General features: G+C 57.5%; 19 protein-coding genes. 14 read left to right on the top strand and 5 right to left on the bottom strand.

Features of this window, described 5'->3' with window-relative positions; all coding sequences use genetic code 11:
• The first annotated feature begins 80 nt into the window (after nt 1-80).
• The 9 genes from QUE89_RS01920 (at nt 81) to QUE89_RS01880 (ending at nt 7,443) form a co-directional block, all read left to right on the top strand.
• The gene (locus tag QUE89_RS01920; protein WP_286221614.1) at nt 81-659 is read left to right on the top strand and encodes a DUF3305 domain-containing protein; all 579 of its coding nucleotides are present in this window, start codon (nt 81-83) and stop codon (nt 657-659) included.
• The gene (locus QUE89_RS01915; RefSeq protein ID WP_286221613.1) at nt 659-1,243 is read left to right on the top strand and encodes a DUF3306 domain-containing protein; all 585 of its coding nucleotides are present in this window, start codon (nt 659-661) and stop codon (nt 1,241-1,243) included. The genes QUE89_RS01920 and QUE89_RS01915 overlap by 1 nt, the downstream gene beginning before the upstream one ends.
• A 116-nt stretch (nt 1,244-1,359) precedes the next feature.
• Entirely contained in the window at nt 1,360-1,971 is a 612-nt protein-coding gene (locus QUE89_RS01910; RefSeq protein WP_286221612.1) for a TorD/DmsD family molecular chaperone, read from the top strand.
• Nucleotides 1,972-2,011: 40 nt separating this feature from the next.
• On the top strand, nt 2,012-2,203 hold the full coding sequence (locus QUE89_RS01905) for a hypothetical protein (protein WP_286221611.1): 192 nt from the start codon (nt 2,012-2,014) through the stop codon (nt 2,201-2,203).
• 87 nt (nt 2,204-2,290) lie between these two features.
• Nucleotides 2,291-5,176 (top strand): formate dehydrogenase subunit alpha, encoded by a 2,886-nt coding sequence (locus QUE89_RS01900; protein ID WP_286221610.1) that lies wholly within the window; start codon nt 2,291-2,293, stop codon nt 5,174-5,176.
• Nucleotides 5,177-5,191: 15 nt separating this feature from the next.
• Nucleotides 5,192-5,800 carry a formate dehydrogenase FDH3 subunit beta gene (fdh3B, locus tag QUE89_RS01895; protein WP_286221609.1) on the top strand — a complete coding sequence of 203 codons (609 nt, stop codon included), beginning with the start codon at nt 5,192-5,194 and terminating at the stop codon, nt 5,798-5,800.
• Nucleotides 5,801-5,889: 89 nt separating this feature from the next.
• Nucleotides 5,890-7,062 (top strand): formate dehydrogenase subunit gamma, encoded by a 1,173-nt coding sequence (locus tag QUE89_RS01890; protein ID WP_286221608.1) that lies wholly within the window; start codon nt 5,890-5,892, stop codon nt 7,060-7,062.
• On the top strand, nt 7,059-7,199 hold the full coding sequence (locus QUE89_RS01885) for a hypothetical protein (RefSeq protein ID WP_286221607.1): 141 nt from the start codon (nt 7,059-7,061) through the stop codon (nt 7,197-7,199). Before QUE89_RS01890 ends, QUE89_RS01885 begins: the two co-directional genes overlap by 4 nt.
• A complete protein-coding gene (locus QUE89_RS01880; RefSeq protein ID WP_286221606.1) occupies nt 7,180-7,443 on the top strand; it encodes a sulfurtransferase TusA family protein in 264 nt (87 codons plus the stop codon). The genes QUE89_RS01885 and QUE89_RS01880 overlap by 20 nt, the downstream gene beginning before the upstream one ends.
• A gap of 23 nt (nt 7,444-7,466) precedes the next feature.
• Here QUE89_RS01880 and QUE89_RS01875 read toward each other — a convergent pair whose 3' ends face one another.
• The 3 genes from QUE89_RS01875 to QUE89_RS01865 form a co-directional block, all read right to left on the bottom strand.
• Nucleotides 7,467-8,231, bottom strand: coding sequence for a metalloregulator ArsR/SmtB family transcription factor (locus QUE89_RS01875; protein WP_286221605.1), 765 nt, complete (start codon nt 8,229-8,231; stop codon nt 7,467-7,469).
• A gap of 178 nt (nt 8,232-8,409) precedes the next feature.
• Nucleotides 8,410-9,225, bottom strand: coding sequence for a DODA-type extradiol aromatic ring-opening family dioxygenase (locus QUE89_RS01870; RefSeq protein WP_286221604.1), 816 nt, complete (start codon nt 9,223-9,225; stop codon nt 8,410-8,412).
• Nucleotides 9,226-9,316: 91 nt separating this feature from the next.
• The gene (locus QUE89_RS01865; protein WP_286221603.1) at nt 9,317-9,793 is read right to left on the bottom strand and encodes a DoxX family protein; all 477 of its coding nucleotides are present in this window, start codon (nt 9,791-9,793) and stop codon (nt 9,317-9,319) included.
• A gap of 156 nt (nt 9,794-9,949) precedes the next feature.
• On the opposite strand from QUE89_RS01865, the gene QUE89_RS01860 reads away from it, so the two are divergent.
• From QUE89_RS01860 to QUE89_RS01850, 3 genes are all read left to right on the top strand, one after another.
• On the top strand, nt 9,950-10,846 hold the full coding sequence (locus QUE89_RS01860) for a LysR family transcriptional regulator (RefSeq protein WP_286221602.1): 897 nt from the start codon (nt 9,950-9,952) through the stop codon (nt 10,844-10,846).
• A 125-nt stretch (nt 10,847-10,971) separates the two neighbouring features.
• Nucleotides 10,972-12,129 carry an iron-containing alcohol dehydrogenase gene (locus QUE89_RS01855; protein WP_286221601.1) on the top strand — a complete coding sequence of 386 codons (1,158 nt, stop codon included), beginning with the start codon at nt 10,972-10,974 and terminating at the stop codon, nt 12,127-12,129.
• 13 nt (nt 12,130-12,142) lie between these two features.
• Nucleotides 12,143-12,616: an acyl-CoA thioesterase gene (locus QUE89_RS01850; RefSeq protein ID WP_434784086.1), complete on the top strand. Its 474-nt coding sequence runs from the start codon at nt 12,143-12,145 to the stop codon at nt 12,614-12,616.
• Between the two features lies 1 nt (nt 12,617).
• Here QUE89_RS01850 and QUE89_RS01845 read toward each other — a convergent pair whose 3' ends face one another.
• Nucleotides 12,618-13,502, bottom strand: a complete 885-nt coding sequence (locus tag QUE89_RS01845; protein WP_286221600.1) for a LysR family transcriptional regulator — start codon at nt 13,500-13,502, stop codon at nt 12,618-12,620.
• A 101-nt stretch (nt 13,503-13,603) separates the two neighbouring features.
• On the opposite strand from QUE89_RS01845, the gene QUE89_RS01840 reads away from it, so the two are divergent.
• The gene (locus QUE89_RS01840) at nt 13,604-14,776 is read left to right on the top strand and encodes an MFS transporter (protein ID WP_286221599.1); all 1,173 of its coding nucleotides are present in this window, start codon (nt 13,604-13,606) and stop codon (nt 14,774-14,776) included.
• Between the two features lie 171 nt (nt 14,777-14,947).
• On the opposite strand, the gene katG is transcribed toward QUE89_RS01840, so the two are convergent.
• On the bottom strand, nt 14,948-17,176 hold the full coding sequence (gene katG / locus QUE89_RS01835) for a catalase/peroxidase HPI (RefSeq protein WP_434784085.1): 2,229 nt from the start codon (nt 17,174-17,176) through the stop codon (nt 14,948-14,950).
• A gap of 450 nt (nt 17,177-17,626) precedes the next feature.
• On the opposite strand from katG, the gene QUE89_RS01830 reads away from it, so the two are divergent.
• Nucleotides 17,627-17,878 carry a hypothetical protein gene (locus QUE89_RS01830; RefSeq protein WP_286221598.1) on the top strand — a complete coding sequence of 84 codons (252 nt, stop codon included), beginning with the start codon at nt 17,627-17,629 and terminating at the stop codon, nt 17,876-17,878.
• Nucleotide 17,879 lies beyond the last annotated feature (1 nt).

Below are 17,879 nucleotides of genomic sequence, written 5' to 3'. Positions count from 1 at the left end.
CCGTTTGATCTTGGACAATTGGATATTTGGATATTTGTAACGCCACTGCTAGCTTCAAGAGATAACAAAAGAGAATCCTCATGAGCCGTCGCACAGAGAGTTGGAAGCGCGAGTTAAAAGTCGGGGCCGTTGTTCGCCGGTCACCGGGCGTTACTCGTTGGGCGCAAGAAATCTGGAAGCCGGTCGCGGTGATTCCTGGCGCACCGGAGGCATTCTGGAAAGAAATGGTCCGCGAGGGTGAAGTGATCGATTACCACGCCGGTACTGTATGTATGGAGCTATTCCGTGCCGACGTTGAATCCTATCTGGTGTCCCTGAACATGACGGTCCCGTCTGTGTGGATCATCATGGATCGCGACGACACCAATCGCTCCCCGTCCGGGTGGTTCGTCAGCACCATTACCGCCAGCGCCTTCGAAGCGCTGGATGCATTGGACAGTGGTGAGAGCATCGTCGAACCGGTTCCAGTGCCTGAGTCGCTGGCAGCCTGGATCAAAGAGTTCGTCGACCTGCACTACATCGAAGAGCCGTTCAAGAAACGCCAGCGGGACAAACACCGAATTGACGGCATTCAGGATGGCAAAGGTGATGCTCGCATTCGCCAGCAGAGCGATGTCTTCCGCGCGCCTTCCAATATCAAAAAACCGAGAGTGCACTGATGGCTGAGTCACGCTGGCAGCGTTGGTCGCGCATAAAAACCGAAGCTCGGCACGAGGTTGAGCCCGCCCCACCCTTGGCTGTTGAGCCAGAGCCAGCTCCCTTAGAACAGGAACTTGCCGTAAACGAAGCCCTCCCCGAGCATGAAGTACTGAAGAAGTACGATTTGCCCGATCCGGATGCCATCGAGCTGGGCACGGACATAACCGGATTCATGCGCAAGGAAATCCCGGAACTTCTACGCCGCAAGGCCCTGCGCTCGCTCTGGAAATCCAACCCCGTTCTGGCGGTGCTCGACGGACTCAATGACTACGATGAGGACTTCACCGATTCGGCTCCCGGCATAAAAGGGGCAAAGACCATTTATCAGGTCGGCAAGGGTTTTTTGAACCGAACTGACCGGGCAATGGAAAAACCTGATGAACAGGTTGAGGACCGGATCACCGATCAAGCCAAAGAAGAAAACCCAAGAGAAAGCCGGGAACCGGTCAACGAGCCCCAAGCCGAAGAGCGCATCAAGCCTGTAATTGCAGACGCTGAGGAAACACCGATACCACATTATCGGCCACGGATGCGTTTCGACTGATCAATTCAGAAACCTTGTCAAAAGATGAGAGTCTCAACTATCGGTTGCGCGCTGATCCGAACGGGTCTATAGACAGTAGTTAAAACAATTCCAAAAATTAAAATGAGAGAGCAGTTTTGACCAACGCCGTTGAAGCTCCGTGCCCCCGCTCGATTTGTGAAGAAGATCGAGCGCGCGCACAAATGTATCAGTTGCTGGGCGCCCTGCTCGGCAACCCGCCTTCGCGCGAATTGCTGCGGGGATTGTCATCTCTGCAAGGCGACAGCACGCCAATTGGCTCTGCTTCGAAGAATCTTGCTGCCCTTGCTGAACGCACCTCACCTGTTGACGCTGAACGGGAGTACAACAGCCTTTTCGTCGGCCTTGGCCGTGGTGAATTACTGCCCTACGCCAGTTATTACCTCACCGGATTTCTGAACGAGAGACCTCTCGCTGAGTTGCGTACCGATTTAATGTCCAGGGGCATCAAAGCGAACGACGACGTCAAGGAACCCGAAGATCACATGGGCACGCTGTGTGAAATCATGGCGGGCATTATTACTGGTGAGTTCGTGTGTGACAGTGACCTGCCTTCGCAAAAAGCCTTTTTTGACGCTCACTTAGCCAAATGGGCGGAGTTGTTTTTTACCGATTTGGAGAAAGCGCAAGCTGCGGTTTTCTACGCGCCTGTCGGCTCCCTCGGGCGAGCTTTCATGGCCGTGGAGGCTGATGCGTTTGCGATTCAATGACGGGATCGAGGCGATCCCTTTACTGAGGTAGAGGTGTTCTATGGACCACCAAGAGCAAGAAAACAGTCGTCGTCGCTTCCTGCGACTGGCAGCCGCTGCCGCTCCCGCAGCCGTTGCCATGGCCGTTGCGCCAAACGCCACCGCTGAGGTCATCAAACCCAATGTCCCGAAAAGCCGCGGCCTGCGTGACACTGAGCACACACGTAAATATCTCGAATCGGCTCGCTTTTAAGGAAGCGTGAGTCAGCCAAGGTTGCGTGATGCCCTAGGATGACCGCACGCCTCTGAAACGAGAAGAAAAACAACAGAGGTAACTGACATGTTAAGGAAGAAGACCAACGGGGTTGCGAAAGGCTCCCGTGCAGGATCTTTACTTTCATCCCTCTCCGCGAAGACCATGGATCGTCGTCAGTTTCTGACCACCTCCGGTGTCGCTGTGGGCGGCATGGCCGCCTTGTCGCTGCCCACCACTCGCGTTAAGGCAGCCACCCCGGAAACGGGAGGTGGCGAAGTCGTTCGCAAGAAATCAGTCTGCACCCACTGTTCGGTCGGCTGTACGGTCGAGGCTGAGATCCAGAATGGCGTCTGGACGGGCCAGGAACCCGGTTGGGACAGCCCCTTCAACATGGGCGCCCACTGCGCCAAAGGTGCTGCGGTTCGGGAACACGCTCACAACGAGCGTCGCCTGAAACACCCGATGAAAATGGTCGATGGTCAGTGGCAGAAGATCTCCTGGGATCAGGCGATCAACGAAATTGGCGACAAGATGCTTCAGATCCGCGACGAGAGTGGCCCGGATTCCGTCTACTGGCTAGGCAGTGCCAAATTCAACAACGAACAGGCCTATCTCTACCGCAAGTTTGCCGCCTACTGGGGCACCAACAACGTCGATCACCAGGCCCGAATCTGTCACTCCACAACCGTTGCTGGCGTAGCCAATACCTGGGGCTACGGTGCGATGACCAACTCCTACAACGACATTCACAAGTCCAAAGCGATCTTCCTGATCGGGGGCAACCCGGCGGAAGCGCACCCGGTGTCGCTGTTGCACATCCTGAAAGCCAAGGAAGAAAACAACGCCCCGCTGATCGTTTGTGACCCTCGCTTCACACGCACCGCCGCTCACGCCGACGAGTATGTTCGTTTGCGTCCGGGTTCAGACGTTGCACTGACCTGGGGCATCCTGTGGCACATTTTCGAGAATGGCTGGGAAGACGGAGAGTTCATTCGCACCCGGGTTTACGGCATGGACGAGATCCGTGAGGAAGTGGCGCGCTGGAACCCCGAGGAAGTGGAACGGGTTACTGGCGTTCCGGGTGGGCAACTTGAGCGGGTAGCGCGTACCCTGGCAAACAACCGCCCGGGCACCGTCATCTGGTGCATGGGTGGCACCCAGCACACCAACGGTAACAACAACACCCGCGCTTACTGCATATTGCAGTTAGCACTTGGCAACATGGGCGTTGCCGGTGGTGGCACCAACATCTTCCGTGGTCACGATAATGTCCAAGGCGCCACGGATCTCGGCGTGTTGGCCGATACCCTGCCCGGATACTACGGCCTGAGCGCTGGAGCCTGGGGCCATTGGGCGCGGGTCTGGGAAGAAGATCCGGAATGGCTGAAAGGCCGCTTTGCCACCTGGGACAAGAGCGGCAAGACCAGAGCCATGATGAACGAGAAAGGCATTCCCGTGTCTCGTTGGATTGACGGCGTTCTGGAAGCCAAGGAAAACCTGGAGCAGCCCGACAACACCCGAGCGATGGTTTTGTGGGGCCACGCGCCCAACTCGCAGACCCGCATGCTCGAAATGAAAGAGGCCATGGAGAAGCTCGACCTGTTGGTGGTCGTGGACCCCTTCCCCACGGTGTCCGCAGTGCTGCATGACCGCAAGGATGGCGCTTACCTGCTGCCAACGACCACTCAGTTCGAAACCTCGGGTTCCGTAACCGCCTCCAACCGTTCGTTGCAGTGGCGCGAAAAGGTTGTCGAGCCATTGTTCGATTCGAAGGTTGACCACGAAATCATGAAGCTGTTTGCGGACAAGTTCGGTTTCACTGATCGCATGTTCCGCAACATTGCTATCGACGGCGATGAGCCCTCGATTGAAGACATCACCCGGGAATTCAACCGAGGCATGTGGACCATCGGTTATACCGGTCAATCGCCGGAACGCCTGAAAAAACACATGGCGAACCAGCATCACTTCGACAAAACCACTCTGCGCGCAAACGGCGGGCCTTGCGATGGCGACATCTACGGTATGCCCTGGCCGTGCTGGGGTACTCCCGAGATGAATCATCCGGGAACACCGAACCTGTACGACATGTCCTTGCCGGTATCCAAGGGCGGCCTCACCTTCCGGGCCCGCTTTGGTGTGGAGCGCGACGGCGAAAGCCTTCTGGCGGACGGCGTTTACTCCAAGAACTCCGAGATCAAGGATGGCTACCCGGAATTCACCATGCAGATGCTGATGGATCTGGGCTGGGATTCCGACCTGACCGCGGAAGAACGGTCCTCCATTGAGGGCGTTGCCGGTGCTAACACCAACTGGAAGACCGACCTGTCGGGTGGTATCCAGCGTGTAGCGATCAAGCACGAGTGCGCCCCCTTTGGTAACGCCAAAGCCCGCGCCATTGTCTGGAACTTCCCGGATCCGATCCCGATTCACCGCGAACCGCTGTACACCACGCGCCGCGATCTGATCAAAGACTACCCGACCTATGCGGATAAAACCTTCTGGCGTGTTCCGACTTTGTACGAATCCATTCAAAAGAATGACTTCAGTAAGGACTTCCCCATCATCCTGACGTCCGGCCGACTGGTTGAATACGAAGGTGGTGGTGACGAGACGCGTTCCAATCCCTGGCTGGCAGAGCTGCAGCAAGAGATGTTCATTGAGGTAAATCCGCGCGATGCCAACAACCTCAACATCCGGGATGGCAACGACGTCTGGGTGGCCGGCCCCGAGGGCGGGCGCATCAAGGTCAAAGCGATGGTCACGGAGCGTGTTGGCGAGGGCGTAGCCTTTATGCCATTCCACTTCGGCGGGCACCTGGAAGGTAAGTCCCTAAGGGACAAATACCCCAAGGGCTCAGACCCTTATGTTCTGGGTGAATCCACAAACGTTGTTCAAACATACGGGTATGACTCGGTCACGCAGATGCAAGAGACCAAAGCCACCCTGTGTTCGATTATGCCGGCATAACAAGAGGTGTAGACCATGGCACTTGAAGGACAAGCAAGAGCGAAATTCCTTTGCGACGCCGAGCGCTGCATCGAATGTAATGCCTGCGTGACGGCCTGTAAGAATGAGCATGAGGTCCCCTGGGGCATCAACCGTCGACGCGTAGTAACCGTCGAAGACGGCAAACCTGGCGAGCGCTCGATCTCGGTAGCCTGCATGCACTGCTCAGACGCGCCTTGCATGGCCGTTTGCCCAGTGGATTGCTTCTACCAGACCGAGGACGGCGTGGTGTTGCACTCCAAGGATCTGTGTATCGGTTGTGGGTATTGTTTCTACGCCTGCCCCTTCGGCGCGCCTCAGTTCCCCCAGGCGGGCAACTTTGGCAGCCGGGGCAAGATGGACAAATGTACGTTCTGTGCAGGTGGTCCGGAAGAAGACAACTCCACGGCTGAATTCAACAAATACGGACGCAACCGCATCGCCGAGGGCAAGCTGCCGATCTGTGCAGAGATGTGCTCAACCAAGGCCCTGCTGGCTGGTGACGGCAACGATGTAGCGGACATCTATCGCCAACGCGTGGTGAACCGTGGCTTCGGTTCGGGCGCATGGGGATGGGGCACAGCCTACGAGAAGAAGGGTGCATAACACCGCTTGAGTAGATTCCGGGGTCCCTCGTGGCCCCGGAATTCTCCGAGGCAACGAATTCTTCTGGTTGATTCCGTTGGAGTGCTCGAATGAATCTAAAACTCTTAGGTGCCGCCCTGGTTGTCTTGGCAGCACTGGTCTCCAACCCGCTTTGGGCGGAAGAGGCCTCGGCGGGTGATCGGACCGCCACCGGGGGTGCACAAACTCTCGAAGACATCATGGCCCGTCAGCAGCAACTGAAAGTCGACGAAAGCTTTCGATCTGAAAACCTGGGGAATCCCGCTAACGCCGCACCCATCAACGATCAGTTGGGTACCAACGGTGGCCGCTCGGATGCCGACATCTGGCGCGGCTTACGCTATAACGAAGCGGACGTCAGAACCCAGGCCCAAACACCTGCAGCTACTGTCCTGATTCAGGACGGAGGCATGCCCTGGTACAAACTGCGTGAAGGGCCCTTGATCACCTACGGTGGTCTTGCGTTGTTAGGCATGATCGCGCTGTTAACGGTGTTTTATTTCATTCGTGGCAGAATCAAAATCGATGGTGGCCCAGCCGGCACCACGATTGAACGCTTCAAGGCCATCGAACGCTTTGGCCACTGGTTGCTAGCTGGCTCGTTTATCGCCCTGGGTATAACGGGGCTGATCACGTTGATGGGGCGCAGCTTCCTGATCCCCGTTCTGGGGCCGGAGGCCTATGCAACTCTGGCTGCCGGTTCCAAGTGGCTACACAACAACATCGCCTGGGCCTTTATGTTGGGCCTGGTAATGACGTTCTGCATGTGGGTGGTACACAACATCCCGAACAAGCTGGATTGGCAGTGGATTAAGGCTGGCGGCGGTATCTTTACCAAGTCTCATCCCCCGGCGAAGAAATTCAATGCCGGCCAGAAGATCATTTTCTGGACTGTGATGTTGCTGGGCTTTTCTGTCTCCTTGTCGGGCCTATCCCTTCTGTTCCCGTTTGAAATGCCCATGTTTGCCAAGACATTTGGCATCGTTAACAGCGTCTTGGGAACGGATTTGCCAGCGGTTCTGACACCGCACGAAGAGATGCAATACGCCAACATCTGGCACTCGATTGTGGCGTTCGTGATGATGGTGGCCATCATTGCTCACATCTACATTGGATCGGTCGGTATGGAAGGTGCCTTCGACGCCATGGGCAACGGTCGGGTTGACGTGGAGTGGGCGCGCCAGCACCACGACCTGTGGGTCGCTGAGGTCGAAGCCAAACAAGGCAAAGGAGGTTCATCATGAAGGTTATGATTGCCGGTTTTGCCGCCGCGCTGGTTATCGCCTATGCCGCTCCATTGGTTCTGAACCAGTTTGGCTGGTCTTCAGCCGAAGAATACAGCAGCGAAACAAGTGTGCGCCTTGATCAATCAAGCCACTGACCAGGCTCCCGAGCTGACTGAGGTAATCCAGATCGACGCTGTCGGTCTGGTCTGCCCTCTCCCTATACTGCGCTTCAAAAAACGCACCCAGCACCTGCCCAGCGGCACCCAGGTGGAATTTCTGGCCGACGACCCCACCGGTCGCAAAGACCTGCAAGCCTTATGCGACATCACCGGCCACCGTATCGAGTGGATCCGCGAAGAAGGCGCGGGCGTCCTCCGGTATCGAATTTCATTAGCCTGAACGGCGCCTGGGAAGGTTAACGCCTACCCACACCGAACAGCCGGCCGGTCGGCCATGGCTAGAAGCCGTTCCTGCGACTGTTGAATCAAGCCCCCATTGGAACTCGCAGTTTCGTCCAGCACCCGCACCAGCCACGACGGGATTTGCCGATTGAAGGAATAGTAGATCCACTGGCCACGGCGCTCCGTTTCCAGCAATCCCGTGTCTTTTAAAGTTGCCAGGTGCCGGCTGACTTTGGGCTGGGGCACATCGAAGGCTTCGGTCAGTTCACAAACGCAGAGCGGGCCCTGATCCCGAATCAGCAACAGCGCAGACAGCCGAAATTCATCGGCCATGGCCTTAAACACCGCAACGGTATCGTATTTTATGGGCTTTCGGCCGGTCTCCTTCTGGTGCACCAGGGTAAACAGTGAGATCCGCTCTTTGATCTCCTTGAGGGTCTGGGCAAAGGTGGTGTGGCGATTGGTAGGAACCGGATCGGGAAAATCCCAGGCAATCTGTTGCGCGGGCTGGCAGACGTTACCGCATTCGTCTGCAGCTTTCTCACACAGTGTAATCACATAATCCCAGTGCTGCTCCTGCAAATCCGCCAACCGTTTGCTCCGCAGGCCATCTGTGGCAATACGTGCCTCCTGCAGCACTTGCAACGCCATCGGGTGAGGAGACGTCGGACCGGTGCCTGCACTGGCCACTTCGAACAGGTCTCCAGCCATGTCACGGAGCAGAGCTTCTGCCATCAATGAACGGGCGCTATTGGCGGTGCAGATGAACAAAACCCGGCGCTTCATTTCGTACCCTCGACATATACGGATTTTTGAATATACGTTTTTTCGGATAGTAAGCCCAGAACAGTGTTGAGTAAAGGTTTTACGCGCTTAACGAACGGAGTGAAGCGCCAGCAACTCACGTTCCCGATGCCCAGCGTTTCATCTCAGTACAACACGAGGGCACTACTGCTTTGGCCGATTAAGGGCTTGAAACTGCCTTCCAATGAAACGTCCCCGACTGCTTTCCCAAAATGGTGGCGACGATACGGCCATCGCTTGGCCCATTAGCGAGCCCGTAACACACGTGAAGAGGCAACAGGTGCTCCTCCCTGGGATGGCAGAACCGGGCGTGGGGTGCGGACTCCCAATTCACCAGCCGCTCATAGCGCTCTGTTTCGGTTAGGTTGGGGTCACTACAGGTCTGCGCCAGCCAATCTTCAAAGGCCTGATTCGACGCCCGGACCTCTGGGGTGTTCGGCGCAAAAAACGCCCGCATGTTGTGGAAAGAGAATCCCGACCCGATCACCAGCAGATTGTCATACTCCAGGTGTCTGAGCGCACGCCCTATCGACAGATGGGTAGCGGGATCCAAGCTGTTGACCAGCGAAAGCTGAACCACTGGAACATCCGCTGCCGGGTACATCAGTTTTAGTGGTACAAACACGCCGTGATCAAATCCCCGCTCGCCATCGAGCCTCGGCGACAGCCCAGCCAGTTCCAGCGCCCCATACACCCGGTTTGCCAGCTCGGGCTCGCCCGGACACGGGTACTGGATCTCATAGGCCTCGGTAGGAAAACCATGGTAGTCGTAGATTAACGGGGGCTGACTCCCCGCGGTAATTGTTGGTGCCGATTCTTCCCAATGGGCGCTAATAACCACAATGGCCTGGGGCTTGGGCAATGCAGCGGCCAGCGTCGTGAGCTGGTCCACCATGCTTTGATGACCCGGATCGCCCAACAGCGGCAAGGGCCCACCACCATGGGACAGGAACACAACATCGGTTCGGGTATTCATTTCGCCTGCTCCTCCTGAAACCAAAGCGCTCCCCGTTTTCGGGGAGCTGTACTGGCTGAACTATGCGCTGTGTCTAACCACCGTTGCAGCGTCAGGCTGCTGCCTGCCGGCTGCGGCTGGCACCGCCAATTTGCTGCTGCAGCAGTCCGTCCAGCGAGAACCGGCCGCCTCCCTGGATTGTCAGCGCCACGGTAACCGCAAACAGAGTCAAAGCGTATTCGTAACCGTTGTTGGACATGAAGATACCATTGCTGAAATGGACCGCAAAAATCGCCACGAGCATAGTTAGTGCCGACACCAATGCCGCTGGACGGGTCAACAAGCCAAGCACCAGCGCCAGGCCGCCAAAGAACTCAGCACTACCGGCCGCCAGCGCCATCAGGTAGCCCGGTTCAAGACCGATGCTTGCCATCCACTGACCAGTACCTTCCAGCCCGTAACCGCCAAACCAGCCAAACAGTTTCTGCGCGCCATGGGCCGCCAGGATCAAGCCAACCGGAACCCGCAGGATCAAAGACGCGAAACCACCGTTGGAGCCGAATAATACCTGTGCAAATTGAGTGTTCATGATTGTCACCTCTAAGCTTTCTTTAGTTGATGTGTCCTGAAGCCCTGCCTCAGTCGATGAAGACACTTTACTCTCACCAAACCGAAAGACTAAGAGGACTATTATTGAGTTATTATCAACGCTGCATTGATAATGACTAAGCGAAAGGAGAAAAGTATGGATCGCATCGAGGCCATGCGCGCGTTCGTGAACGTGGTCAATGAAGGTACGTTCACCAGCGCCGCCGACAGGCTGGCGATGTCACCTCAGCTCGCCAGCAAGTATGTCTCCCAATTGGAGCAACATCTGGGTGTGCGCCTGCTTAATCGCACCACCCGCAAACTGCACCTGACCGAGGCGGGAGCCCGATACCACCAACACGCCCAGCAGGTGTTGGACGACATTGACGACATGGAAAGCCAGCTGGGTGACCTCCAGGCCCAGGCGCGGGGCCTGCTCCGAATCAGCGCTCCGGTTTCCTTTGCCACCCGCCACATGGCCCAGTTGCTGAGCGATTTCCAAAGCGCCCACCCGGATGTCGGCATAGACCTGCAGCTGAATGACCGTAAAGTCGACATCGTAGAAGAAGGCTTCGACATCGCTCTGCGTATTGGCCACCTGAAAAGCTCATCGCTGATTGCGAAGCGGATTGCTCCGGTGCGCCTGGTACTGTGCGCCTCGCCCGATTACCTCGCCAAATATGGCACCCCTGAGAGCCCGGGAGACCTCGATAACCATCGCTACCTGCGTTATAGCTATCTCGACACCGAAGCCAGCCCGGCGGTGCTTAAGGGGTTCCATGGCAGCGGCCGTGACATGATCAGCAACAACGGCGATGTGCTGGTGGCGGCAGCCATCGAGGGTGCGGGGATTGCCCTGCAGCCCACCTTTATTTCCAGTGCCGCCATCAAAGAGGGTGCCTTACAGATCATACTGCCCGACTACGAGCCCGAGCCCATGTCGCTGTATGCCGTGTACGCCCATCGCCAGTTGCTGGCCAGCAAAGTACGCAGCTTCATCGACTTTATCGACGGCTATTTTGGCGAGCCACCCTACTGGGATCAGTTTGAGTAACCGGAAGTGGTTCAATGCTATGCTGATCTTTTTACCGCTGACCTTTTTACCGCTAACCTTTCTACCGCTAGCAAAAGCCGCTGACAGCACAGCGCCACTGGCGGCTCAGACTTGGGAGAAGAACAATGACAGCATTCACCTTTAACACCACCAAAAGCGTTATTTGCGAGCCAGGCGCGATCAGAAAACTGGGCGCAATCGTGAAAGAACAGATCGGTAAGCGTGTGTTGATCGTGACTGATCCTGGGCTGATCAAGGCGGGCCTGTTGACCAGTGCCACCGACTCTCTGGATCAGGCCGGTGTGGAATATCAGGTGTTTGATGGCGTTGTCGCCGATCCGCCAGTAGCTGTGGTGGAAGCTGCGCTAGCCGAGGCGCGGGCAGCCAATATTGATGGCGTTATCGGCTTTGGCGGCGGCTCTTCCATGGACATCGCCAAACTGATTGCGCTGCTGATGGGCGGCGGTGAGAAACTGGACGACATCTACGGCGTCGGAATGGCTAAAGGCCAACGACTGCCACTGATTCAGATCCCCACCACGGCCGGTACCGGCTCTGAAGTCACGCCCATCTCGATCATTACCGTGGGCGAGGCCGAAAAGAAAGGCGTCGTCGCACCTCAGTTACTTCCAGACGTTGCCCTTTTGGATGCCGAACTCACCCTTGGCCTGCCCGCTCCGGTAACGGCGGCCACAGGTGTGGACTCGATGGTGCACGCCATTGAAAGCTACACCTCAGCCTCAGCCAACAATAACCCGGTATCCCGCACCCTGGCCCGGGAAGCTCTGCGCTTGTTGGGCGCCAATATTGAGACGGCAGTGAAAGACGGCCGGAATGTTCAGGCCCGCTCCAACATGCTGCTGGGCGCCATGCTGGCCGGCCAAGCCTTTGCCAATTCGCCGGTAGCCGCCGTGCATGCCCTGGCCTACCCGATAGGCGGCATTTTCCATGTGCCCCACGGCCTTTCCAATGCCCTGGTGCTGCCCCATGTGATGCGTTTTAACGCCGATGCCTGCGCCGACGCCTACGCCACCCTGGCGCCGGATGCCTTCCCGGACCTGGCCTCAGTGCCAGAGACGCAACGGGTGGATGAGTTCATCAACCGGCTGGAAGCCTTAAGTGCGGATATCGGGCTTGAGCAAACGCTGCGGGAAGTCGGCATTGGCGAGAGCGACCTTCCGGTCATGGCGGCTGACGCCATGAAGCAGACCCGCTTGCTGGTGAACAACCCACGGGATGTCTCTGAAGCGGACGCCTTGGCCATATACCAGGCGGCGTACTGACACCGCCCCCTATATGCCCCGGCCCGGGAGGCCGGGCGTATCAGAGCCGACCAACAGGAGAATCTCTTTGGAACGAAGCAGCTTCCCGGTGTTCTATCCAATCAACACCCGGTGGATGGACAACGACGTCTACGGCCATGTAAACAATGTCACCTATTACTCCTACTTCGACTCCACCATCAATCGCTACCTGATTGAGGAAGGCGGCCTTGATATCCATAAAGGCTCGGTGGTCGGGTTCGTGGTCAGCTCCCATTGCCAGTTCCGCAAACCCGTGGCCTACCCGGAGACCCTGGAAGCCGGGTTACGGGTGGTGAAAACCGGCAACAGCTCGGTGACTTACGAGGTGGGCATTTTTCGGCAGGGCGACAACGAGGCATCGGCAGTGGGTCAGGTCGTGCACGTGTTCGTGGACCGGGATACCAACGCCGCCACCCCAATTCCCGGTAATCTCCGAAGTGCCATGAAGAGAATCAGTCAATCCTGACCTAAAGGGACTGCCAGCGGGCACTGAAGAAATCGAGAAACACCTGAATGCGGGCCGACAACGTGGTGTTGCGATAGTAAACCGCATTCACCAGCTCGCGCGGATTGGGCCGGGTCAGGTGCTCGCCGAGCACTTCCACCAGGCGACCTTGCTTCACATCCTCCCCCACCATGAAGCGCGACAGGTAGGCCAGACCATTGCCTCCCAGGCACAGCTGGCGTACCGCTTCGCCACTGCTGGCCCGAATAGCTGGCCGGATCTGAAGGCCATCACCTACATGCCACAGATTGAGCGATTCCGGCGCGGTAAAGCCGATCAGCGTGTGCCTGGCCAGATCGTGGGGCGTATGGCATCGCCCATGCTCCCGAAAATAATCTGGCGAACCTACAATCGACAACGGCGAACGCCCCATCGGCCGCGCGTGCAGTGTCGAATCCTCCAGCGGTCCGATCCGGATTGCGACATCAATGCGCTTTTCCAGCAGATCCACCATCCGATCACTGGCAGTCAGTTCCAGCTCTATTTCCGGGTACGCCTCCCGAAACGCTTTTACGTGCGGCACGATCTGATGCAGGACAAAGGGATTGGCAGCGTCCACCCGTAATCTGCCCGCAGGTTTCTGCCGCCGAACCGCCAGCGCTTCCTCCGCCTCTTCCAGTGTGGACAAACCGGCACGCACCTGGGCGATAAAGGCCTGGCCTTCCTCGGTGAGGTTGACCTGGCGTGTGGTGCGATTGAGTAAGGTGGCATTCAGGGATTTTTCCAGACGGGACACCGCCCGGGAAACCTTGGTCACCGAGATTTCCAGATGTTCCGCAGCGGCGCTGAAACCGCCGCTGTCGACGACCGCCAGCAGGAAAACCAGATCCTCAGAACGACTCTTCATTGCACATTCCGCAAAGGTAATTTTCAAAAACAGGCATTTATCGCAAAAGTATGCGGCGCCAGACTAGCCAGCGTCAATCAAACTTACTGGAGATATCCGCTATGCCCATTGCGCTATTTGCACTGACGCTCAGTGCCTTTGCAATCGGGACCACCGAGTTCGTTATTGTCGGCCTGGTCCCGACCATCGCCCTGGATCTCGGAGTCAGCCTGCCCTCGGCGGGGCTGCTGGTCAGCCTGTATGCACTCGGTGTTGCCGTAGGCGCACCGGTTCTAACCGCCCTCACTGGGCGCTGGAATCGTAAGCTGGTACTGCTGTCGCTGATGGCATTGTTCATCCTGGGCAACGTGCTGGCATGGATGGCACCGAACTACGGCTCGTTGATCACCGCACGGATCCTGACCGGCCTTGCCCACGGGGTGTTCTTCTCGATCGGCTCGACCATTGCCACCAGCCTGGTTGCGAAAGATAAAGAAGCCAGCGCCATTGCCATCATGTTCACCGGCCTTACCGTGGCCCTGGTGACAGGCGTACCACTGGGGACCTTCATCGGCCAGACCTTTGGCTGGCGCGCCACCTTCCTCATCGTCGCCGCTCTGGGTACCATTGCCCTGGTTGGCAGCGCTCTGCTGGTCCCGAAAAACCTTAAGCAATCGGTGCCGGCGAGCCTGAGCCAGCAACTGCAGGTGCTCACTCACCCGCGCCTGCTACTGGTCTATGCCATGACCGCGATCGGCTATGGCGGCACATTCACCGCGTTCACCTACCTCACCCCCATTCTCGAGGATGTCACCGGCTTTGCTTCTGGAATGGTGAGCCTGTTGCTACTGGTTTACGGCGTGTCGGTAGCTACCGGCAACATCTGGGGCGGTAAACTGGCAGACCGCCTGGGGCCAACCTCAGCGCTCTACATTATCTTCGGTGGCCTGGCGGCAATCATGTTTGCGCTCACCTTCAGCGCCCACTACCCGATTGCCGCCGTCATCACTCTGCTGGTCTGGGGGGCCTTCGCCTTCGGCAATGTGCCTGGCCTGCAGGTGTACGTGGTGCAACTCGCTGAACGCTACACGCCCCATTCGGTCGATGTCGCCTCCGGCCTCAACATCGCCGCGTTCAACATCGGCATTGCCGGGGGCGCCTGGCTTGGCGGGCATATCGTCGAGGATATGGGGCTGATGAGTACCCCCTGGATTGGCGGGCTGATCGTGCTTTCGGCCCTGATACTGACGCGAATTTCAGCTTCGCTGGATAACCGCAGCCCTGTACCCGCTTAAATAACCTCCCTAAAAGCTTCCGGTTATGGCGGGCACGTGCAGAGCCGGAGGCATACATCCCTCAGCTTGAACGGGACAATTTACTCCCACCCAGTCGGCAAGGTGTTATAAAAAAGGGGCATGGCAGTTCTACTGCCATGCCCCTCAGAGGTTGTTTGACTGACCGATTATTTAGGCCAGATCAAACCGATCCGCGTTCATCACCTTGTTCCAGGCGGCAACAAAGTCCTTCACGAACTTCTCCTTGGCATCGGACTGGGCGTAGATCTCGGAAATCGCCCGCAGTTGCGAGTTCGAACCGAAGATCAGATCCACCCGGGTACCGGTCCATTTGACGTCCCCGGTCTTGCGGTCGCGGCCTTCGAAGACATCGGGGTCGTCGGAGGTTGGCTTCCACTCGGTCTCCAGATCCGTCAGGTTCACGAAGTAATCGTTCGTGAGCTGGCCTGGGGTATTGGTGAACACGCCGTGATTGGCCTGCTTGTAGTTGGCATCCAGAGCACGCAGACCACCCACCAGCACGGTCATTTCCGGCGCACTCAAGCCCAGCAACTGCGCCCGATCAACCAGCATCTCCTCGTCCGAGACCGTGAACCGGGCCCGGCGATAGTTGCGGAATCCGTCGGCTTCCGGCTTCAGGGGCTCGAACGACTCGGCATCGGTCTGCTCGTCAGTGGCATCGGTGCGGCCCGGAGCAAACTCGACCATCACCTTGTGACCGGCATCTTTCGCCGATTTTTCGACGGCTGCGGAACCGCCCAGTACGATCAGATCGGCCAGGGAAACCTGCTTGTTGCCAGTCTGCGCGTCATTGAACGCTTTCTGGATGCCTTCCAGAGTCTGCAGCACCTTCGAAAGTTGCTGAGGCTCGTTGGATTCCCAGTCTTTCTGAGGCGCCAGCCGGATACGTGCGCCATTGGCGCCACCGCGCATATCGGAGCCGCGGAATGTGGAGGCAGAGCACCAGGCAGCCGCCACCAGCTCAGACACAGACAATCCGGATTCCAGGATTTTGCTCTTGAGATCCGCAATGTCCTGGGAATTCACCAGTTCATGGCTCACCGGCGGAACCGGGTCTTGCCAGATCAGGTCTTCGGCCGGCACTTCCGGGCCGAGATAGCGAACCTTCGGGCCCATGTCCCGGTGGGTCAGTTTGAACCAGGCTCGGGCAAAGGCGTCAGCAAACTCTTCCGGGTTCTTATGGAATCGCTCGGAGATCTTGCGGTACTCCGGATCCATCTTCATTGCCATGTCGGCGGTGGACATCATGATCGGGACTTTCTTGGACGGATCTTCCGGGTCCGGTGCCATATCGCTTTCAGTCAGGCCCACCGGCTTCCACTGATTAGCGCCCGCCGGGCTCTTGGTCAGTTCCCAGTCGTACTTGAACAGCACGTCAAAGTAGCCCATGTCCCACTTGGTCGGGTTTGCCGTCCAGGCGCCTTCCAGGCCACTGGTGATGGCATCCCGGCCTTTACCGGAGCCATGACTGTTCTTCCAGCCCAGGCCCATCTGTTCCATCGGGGCCGCCTCGGGTTCCGGACCTACGTTGTCAGGATCACCGGCACCGTGGGTTTTACCGAAGGTATGGCCACCGGCGGTCAGGGCTACGGTCTCGTAGTCGTTCATCGCCATGCGGGCGAAGGTCTCCCGAATGTCCTTGGCCGAGGCCAGCGGATCGGGATTGCCATCCGGGCCTTCCGGGTTCACGTAGATCAGGCCCATCTGCACTGCCGCCAGAGGATCTTCCAGGTCCCGGTCGCCGGAATAACGGCTGTCGGCCTTGTCACTGGTAGCCAGCCATTCATGCTCGGCGCCCCAGTAGATGTCCTCTTCTGGCTGGTAAATATCGGCCCGGCCGCCACCGAAGCCAAAGGTTTTGAAACCCATGGTTTCCATGGCCACGTTACCGGTCAGAATGAACAGATCGGCCCAGGACAGTTTGTTGCCATACTTCTGCTTGATCGGCCAGAGCAGACGGCGAGCCTTATCAAGATTGCCGTTGTCAGGCCAGCTGTTGATCGGGGCAAAGCGCTGGTTACCGGTTGCGGCGCCACCACGGCCATCACCCTGGCGATAGGTACCGGCGCTGTGCCAGGTCATACGGATAAAGAAGGCGCCATAGTGGCCGTAGTCCGCCGGCCACCAGTCCTTGGAGTCGGTCATCAGGTCGGCCAGGTCTTTTTTCACCGCCGCCAAATCCAGTTTCTTGAACTCTTCGGCGTAATCGAATTCCTCGCCCAAAGGGTTAGAGCGGGGAGAATGCTGATGCAGAATATTCAGGTTCAGCTGGTTCGGCCACCAATCCGCTACAGAGGGGCCACGGCTGTCCATTTTTGTCTGGGCTCCGTGCATCACCGGGCACTTACCAGCACCTGATTGATTCGTACTTGAACTCATAACTCTCTCCGGGGTGTGCAACATTGTCGTTGGTCTATCCAAGATAGACCAAGTTCACAATCCGGCAGCCTCCTGCGATGGGCACAGCAAAAAAAACTTTGCCGCGCTGGTTAGTCCAGGAACTCCGCCAGCTTCTATCCTTATAGTTGTAGCAGCCGTACACGGTTGTCACTATTAGCTTTTTCTAACCACAGTCATAGTTTTTTGTTGTCGATGGAAAAACCATCAACGCAGGGATTCTGGAATCGCACGAGGGAGGTTCGGGGGGAAGGCTCGAGGGAGCCTGGAGTTGATACCGGAAGGGCAAACTGGATTAAAAGTGATCAATCGGGGATAATTGCTGTCACTTTCTTAACCCATTATTGATGTCACTTTCTTTTCATTATGACGTTTTTCAATATCGCTCAGCTTGTCATCTTCACTGTTCTGCTTCTCAACACCGTGCACCTGATGCCAACACTTGGTCGCAGCCTGCGCTCGCCTGAGACTGCCCTACAGTCGGGCTATCTATGCACGCTGCTCGCCGTGCGTCTGGCGCGAAACGTTCTGGGCCTGATCCTGGTCACCGCCAGCACTGCGCCCAACCCCGAGATTCACGCCCTGGTGCCCAAAGGCATCCTGCTCTTTGTTGTGCTGGCTGGCGCCAATGTTGCGCTGACTCACTATCGCCAGCGCAACAGTGTGGAAGGGGCCCGATTCTAGG

It is taken from the genome of Marinobacter sp. LA51, from assembly GCF_030297175.1.
GTDB classification, from domain to species: domain Bacteria; phylum Pseudomonadota; class Gammaproteobacteria; order Pseudomonadales; family Oleiphilaceae; genus Marinobacter; species Marinobacter apostichopi.
This window is presented reverse-complemented; position numbering and strand designations above follow the sequence as displayed.

Bases quoted from the DNA above. Each gene is read 5' to 3' on its own strand.
- QUE89_RS01920 (WP_286221614.1), top strand. From the start codon at position 81: ATGAGCCGTCGCACAGAGAGTTGGAAGCGCGAGTTAAAAGTCGGGGCC.
- QUE89_RS01915 (WP_286221613.1), top strand. From the start codon at position 659: ATGGCTGAGTCACGCTGGCAGCGTTGGTCGCGCATAAAAACCGAAGCT.
- QUE89_RS01905 (WP_286221611.1), top strand. From the start codon at position 2,012: ATGGACCACCAAGAGCAAGAAAACAGTCGTCGTCGCTTCCTGCGACTG.
- QUE89_RS01900 (WP_286221610.1), top strand. From the start codon at position 2,291: ATGTTAAGGAAGAAGACCAACGGGGTTGCGAAAGGCTCCCGTGCAGGA.
- fdh3B (WP_286221609.1), top strand. From the start codon at position 5,192: ATGGCACTTGAAGGACAAGCAAGAGCGAAATTCCTTTGCGACGCCGAG.
- QUE89_RS01890 (WP_286221608.1), top strand. From the start codon at position 5,890: ATGAATCTAAAACTCTTAGGTGCCGCCCTGGTTGTCTTGGCAGCACTG.
- QUE89_RS01885 (WP_286221607.1), top strand. From the start codon at position 7,059: ATGAAGGTTATGATTGCCGGTTTTGCCGCCGCGCTGGTTATCGCCTAT.
- QUE89_RS01875 (WP_286221605.1), bottom strand. From the start codon at position 8,231: ATGAAGCGCCGGGTTTTGTTCATCTGCACCGCCAATAGCGCCCGTTCA.
- QUE89_RS01870 (WP_286221604.1), bottom strand. From the start codon at position 9,225: ATGAATACCCGAACCGATGTTGTGTTCCTGTCCCATGGTGGTGGGCCC.
- QUE89_RS01865 (WP_286221603.1), bottom strand. From the start codon at position 9,793: ATGAACACTCAATTTGCACAGGTATTATTCGGCTCCAACGGTGGTTTC.
- QUE89_RS01860 (WP_286221602.1), top strand. From the start codon at position 9,950: ATGGATCGCATCGAGGCCATGCGCGCGTTCGTGAACGTGGTCAATGAA.
- QUE89_RS01855 (WP_286221601.1), top strand. From the start codon at position 10,972: ATGACAGCATTCACCTTTAACACCACCAAAAGCGTTATTTGCGAGCCA.
- QUE89_RS01850 (WP_434784086.1), top strand. From the start codon at position 12,143: ATGCCCCGGCCCGGGAGGCCGGGCGTATCAGAGCCGACCAACAGGAGA.
- QUE89_RS01845 (WP_286221600.1), bottom strand. From the start codon at position 13,502: ATGAAGAGTCGTTCTGAGGATCTGGTTTTCCTGCTGGCGGTCGTCGAC.
- QUE89_RS01840 (WP_286221599.1), top strand. From the start codon at position 13,604: ATGCCCATTGCGCTATTTGCACTGACGCTCAGTGCCTTTGCAATCGGG.
- katG (WP_434784085.1), bottom strand. From the start codon at position 17,176: ATGAGTTCAAGTACGAATCAATCAGGTGCTGGTAAGTGCCCGGTGATG.
- QUE89_RS01830 (WP_286221598.1), top strand. From the start codon at position 17,627: ATGCCAACACTTGGTCGCAGCCTGCGCTCGCCTGAGACTGCCCTACAG.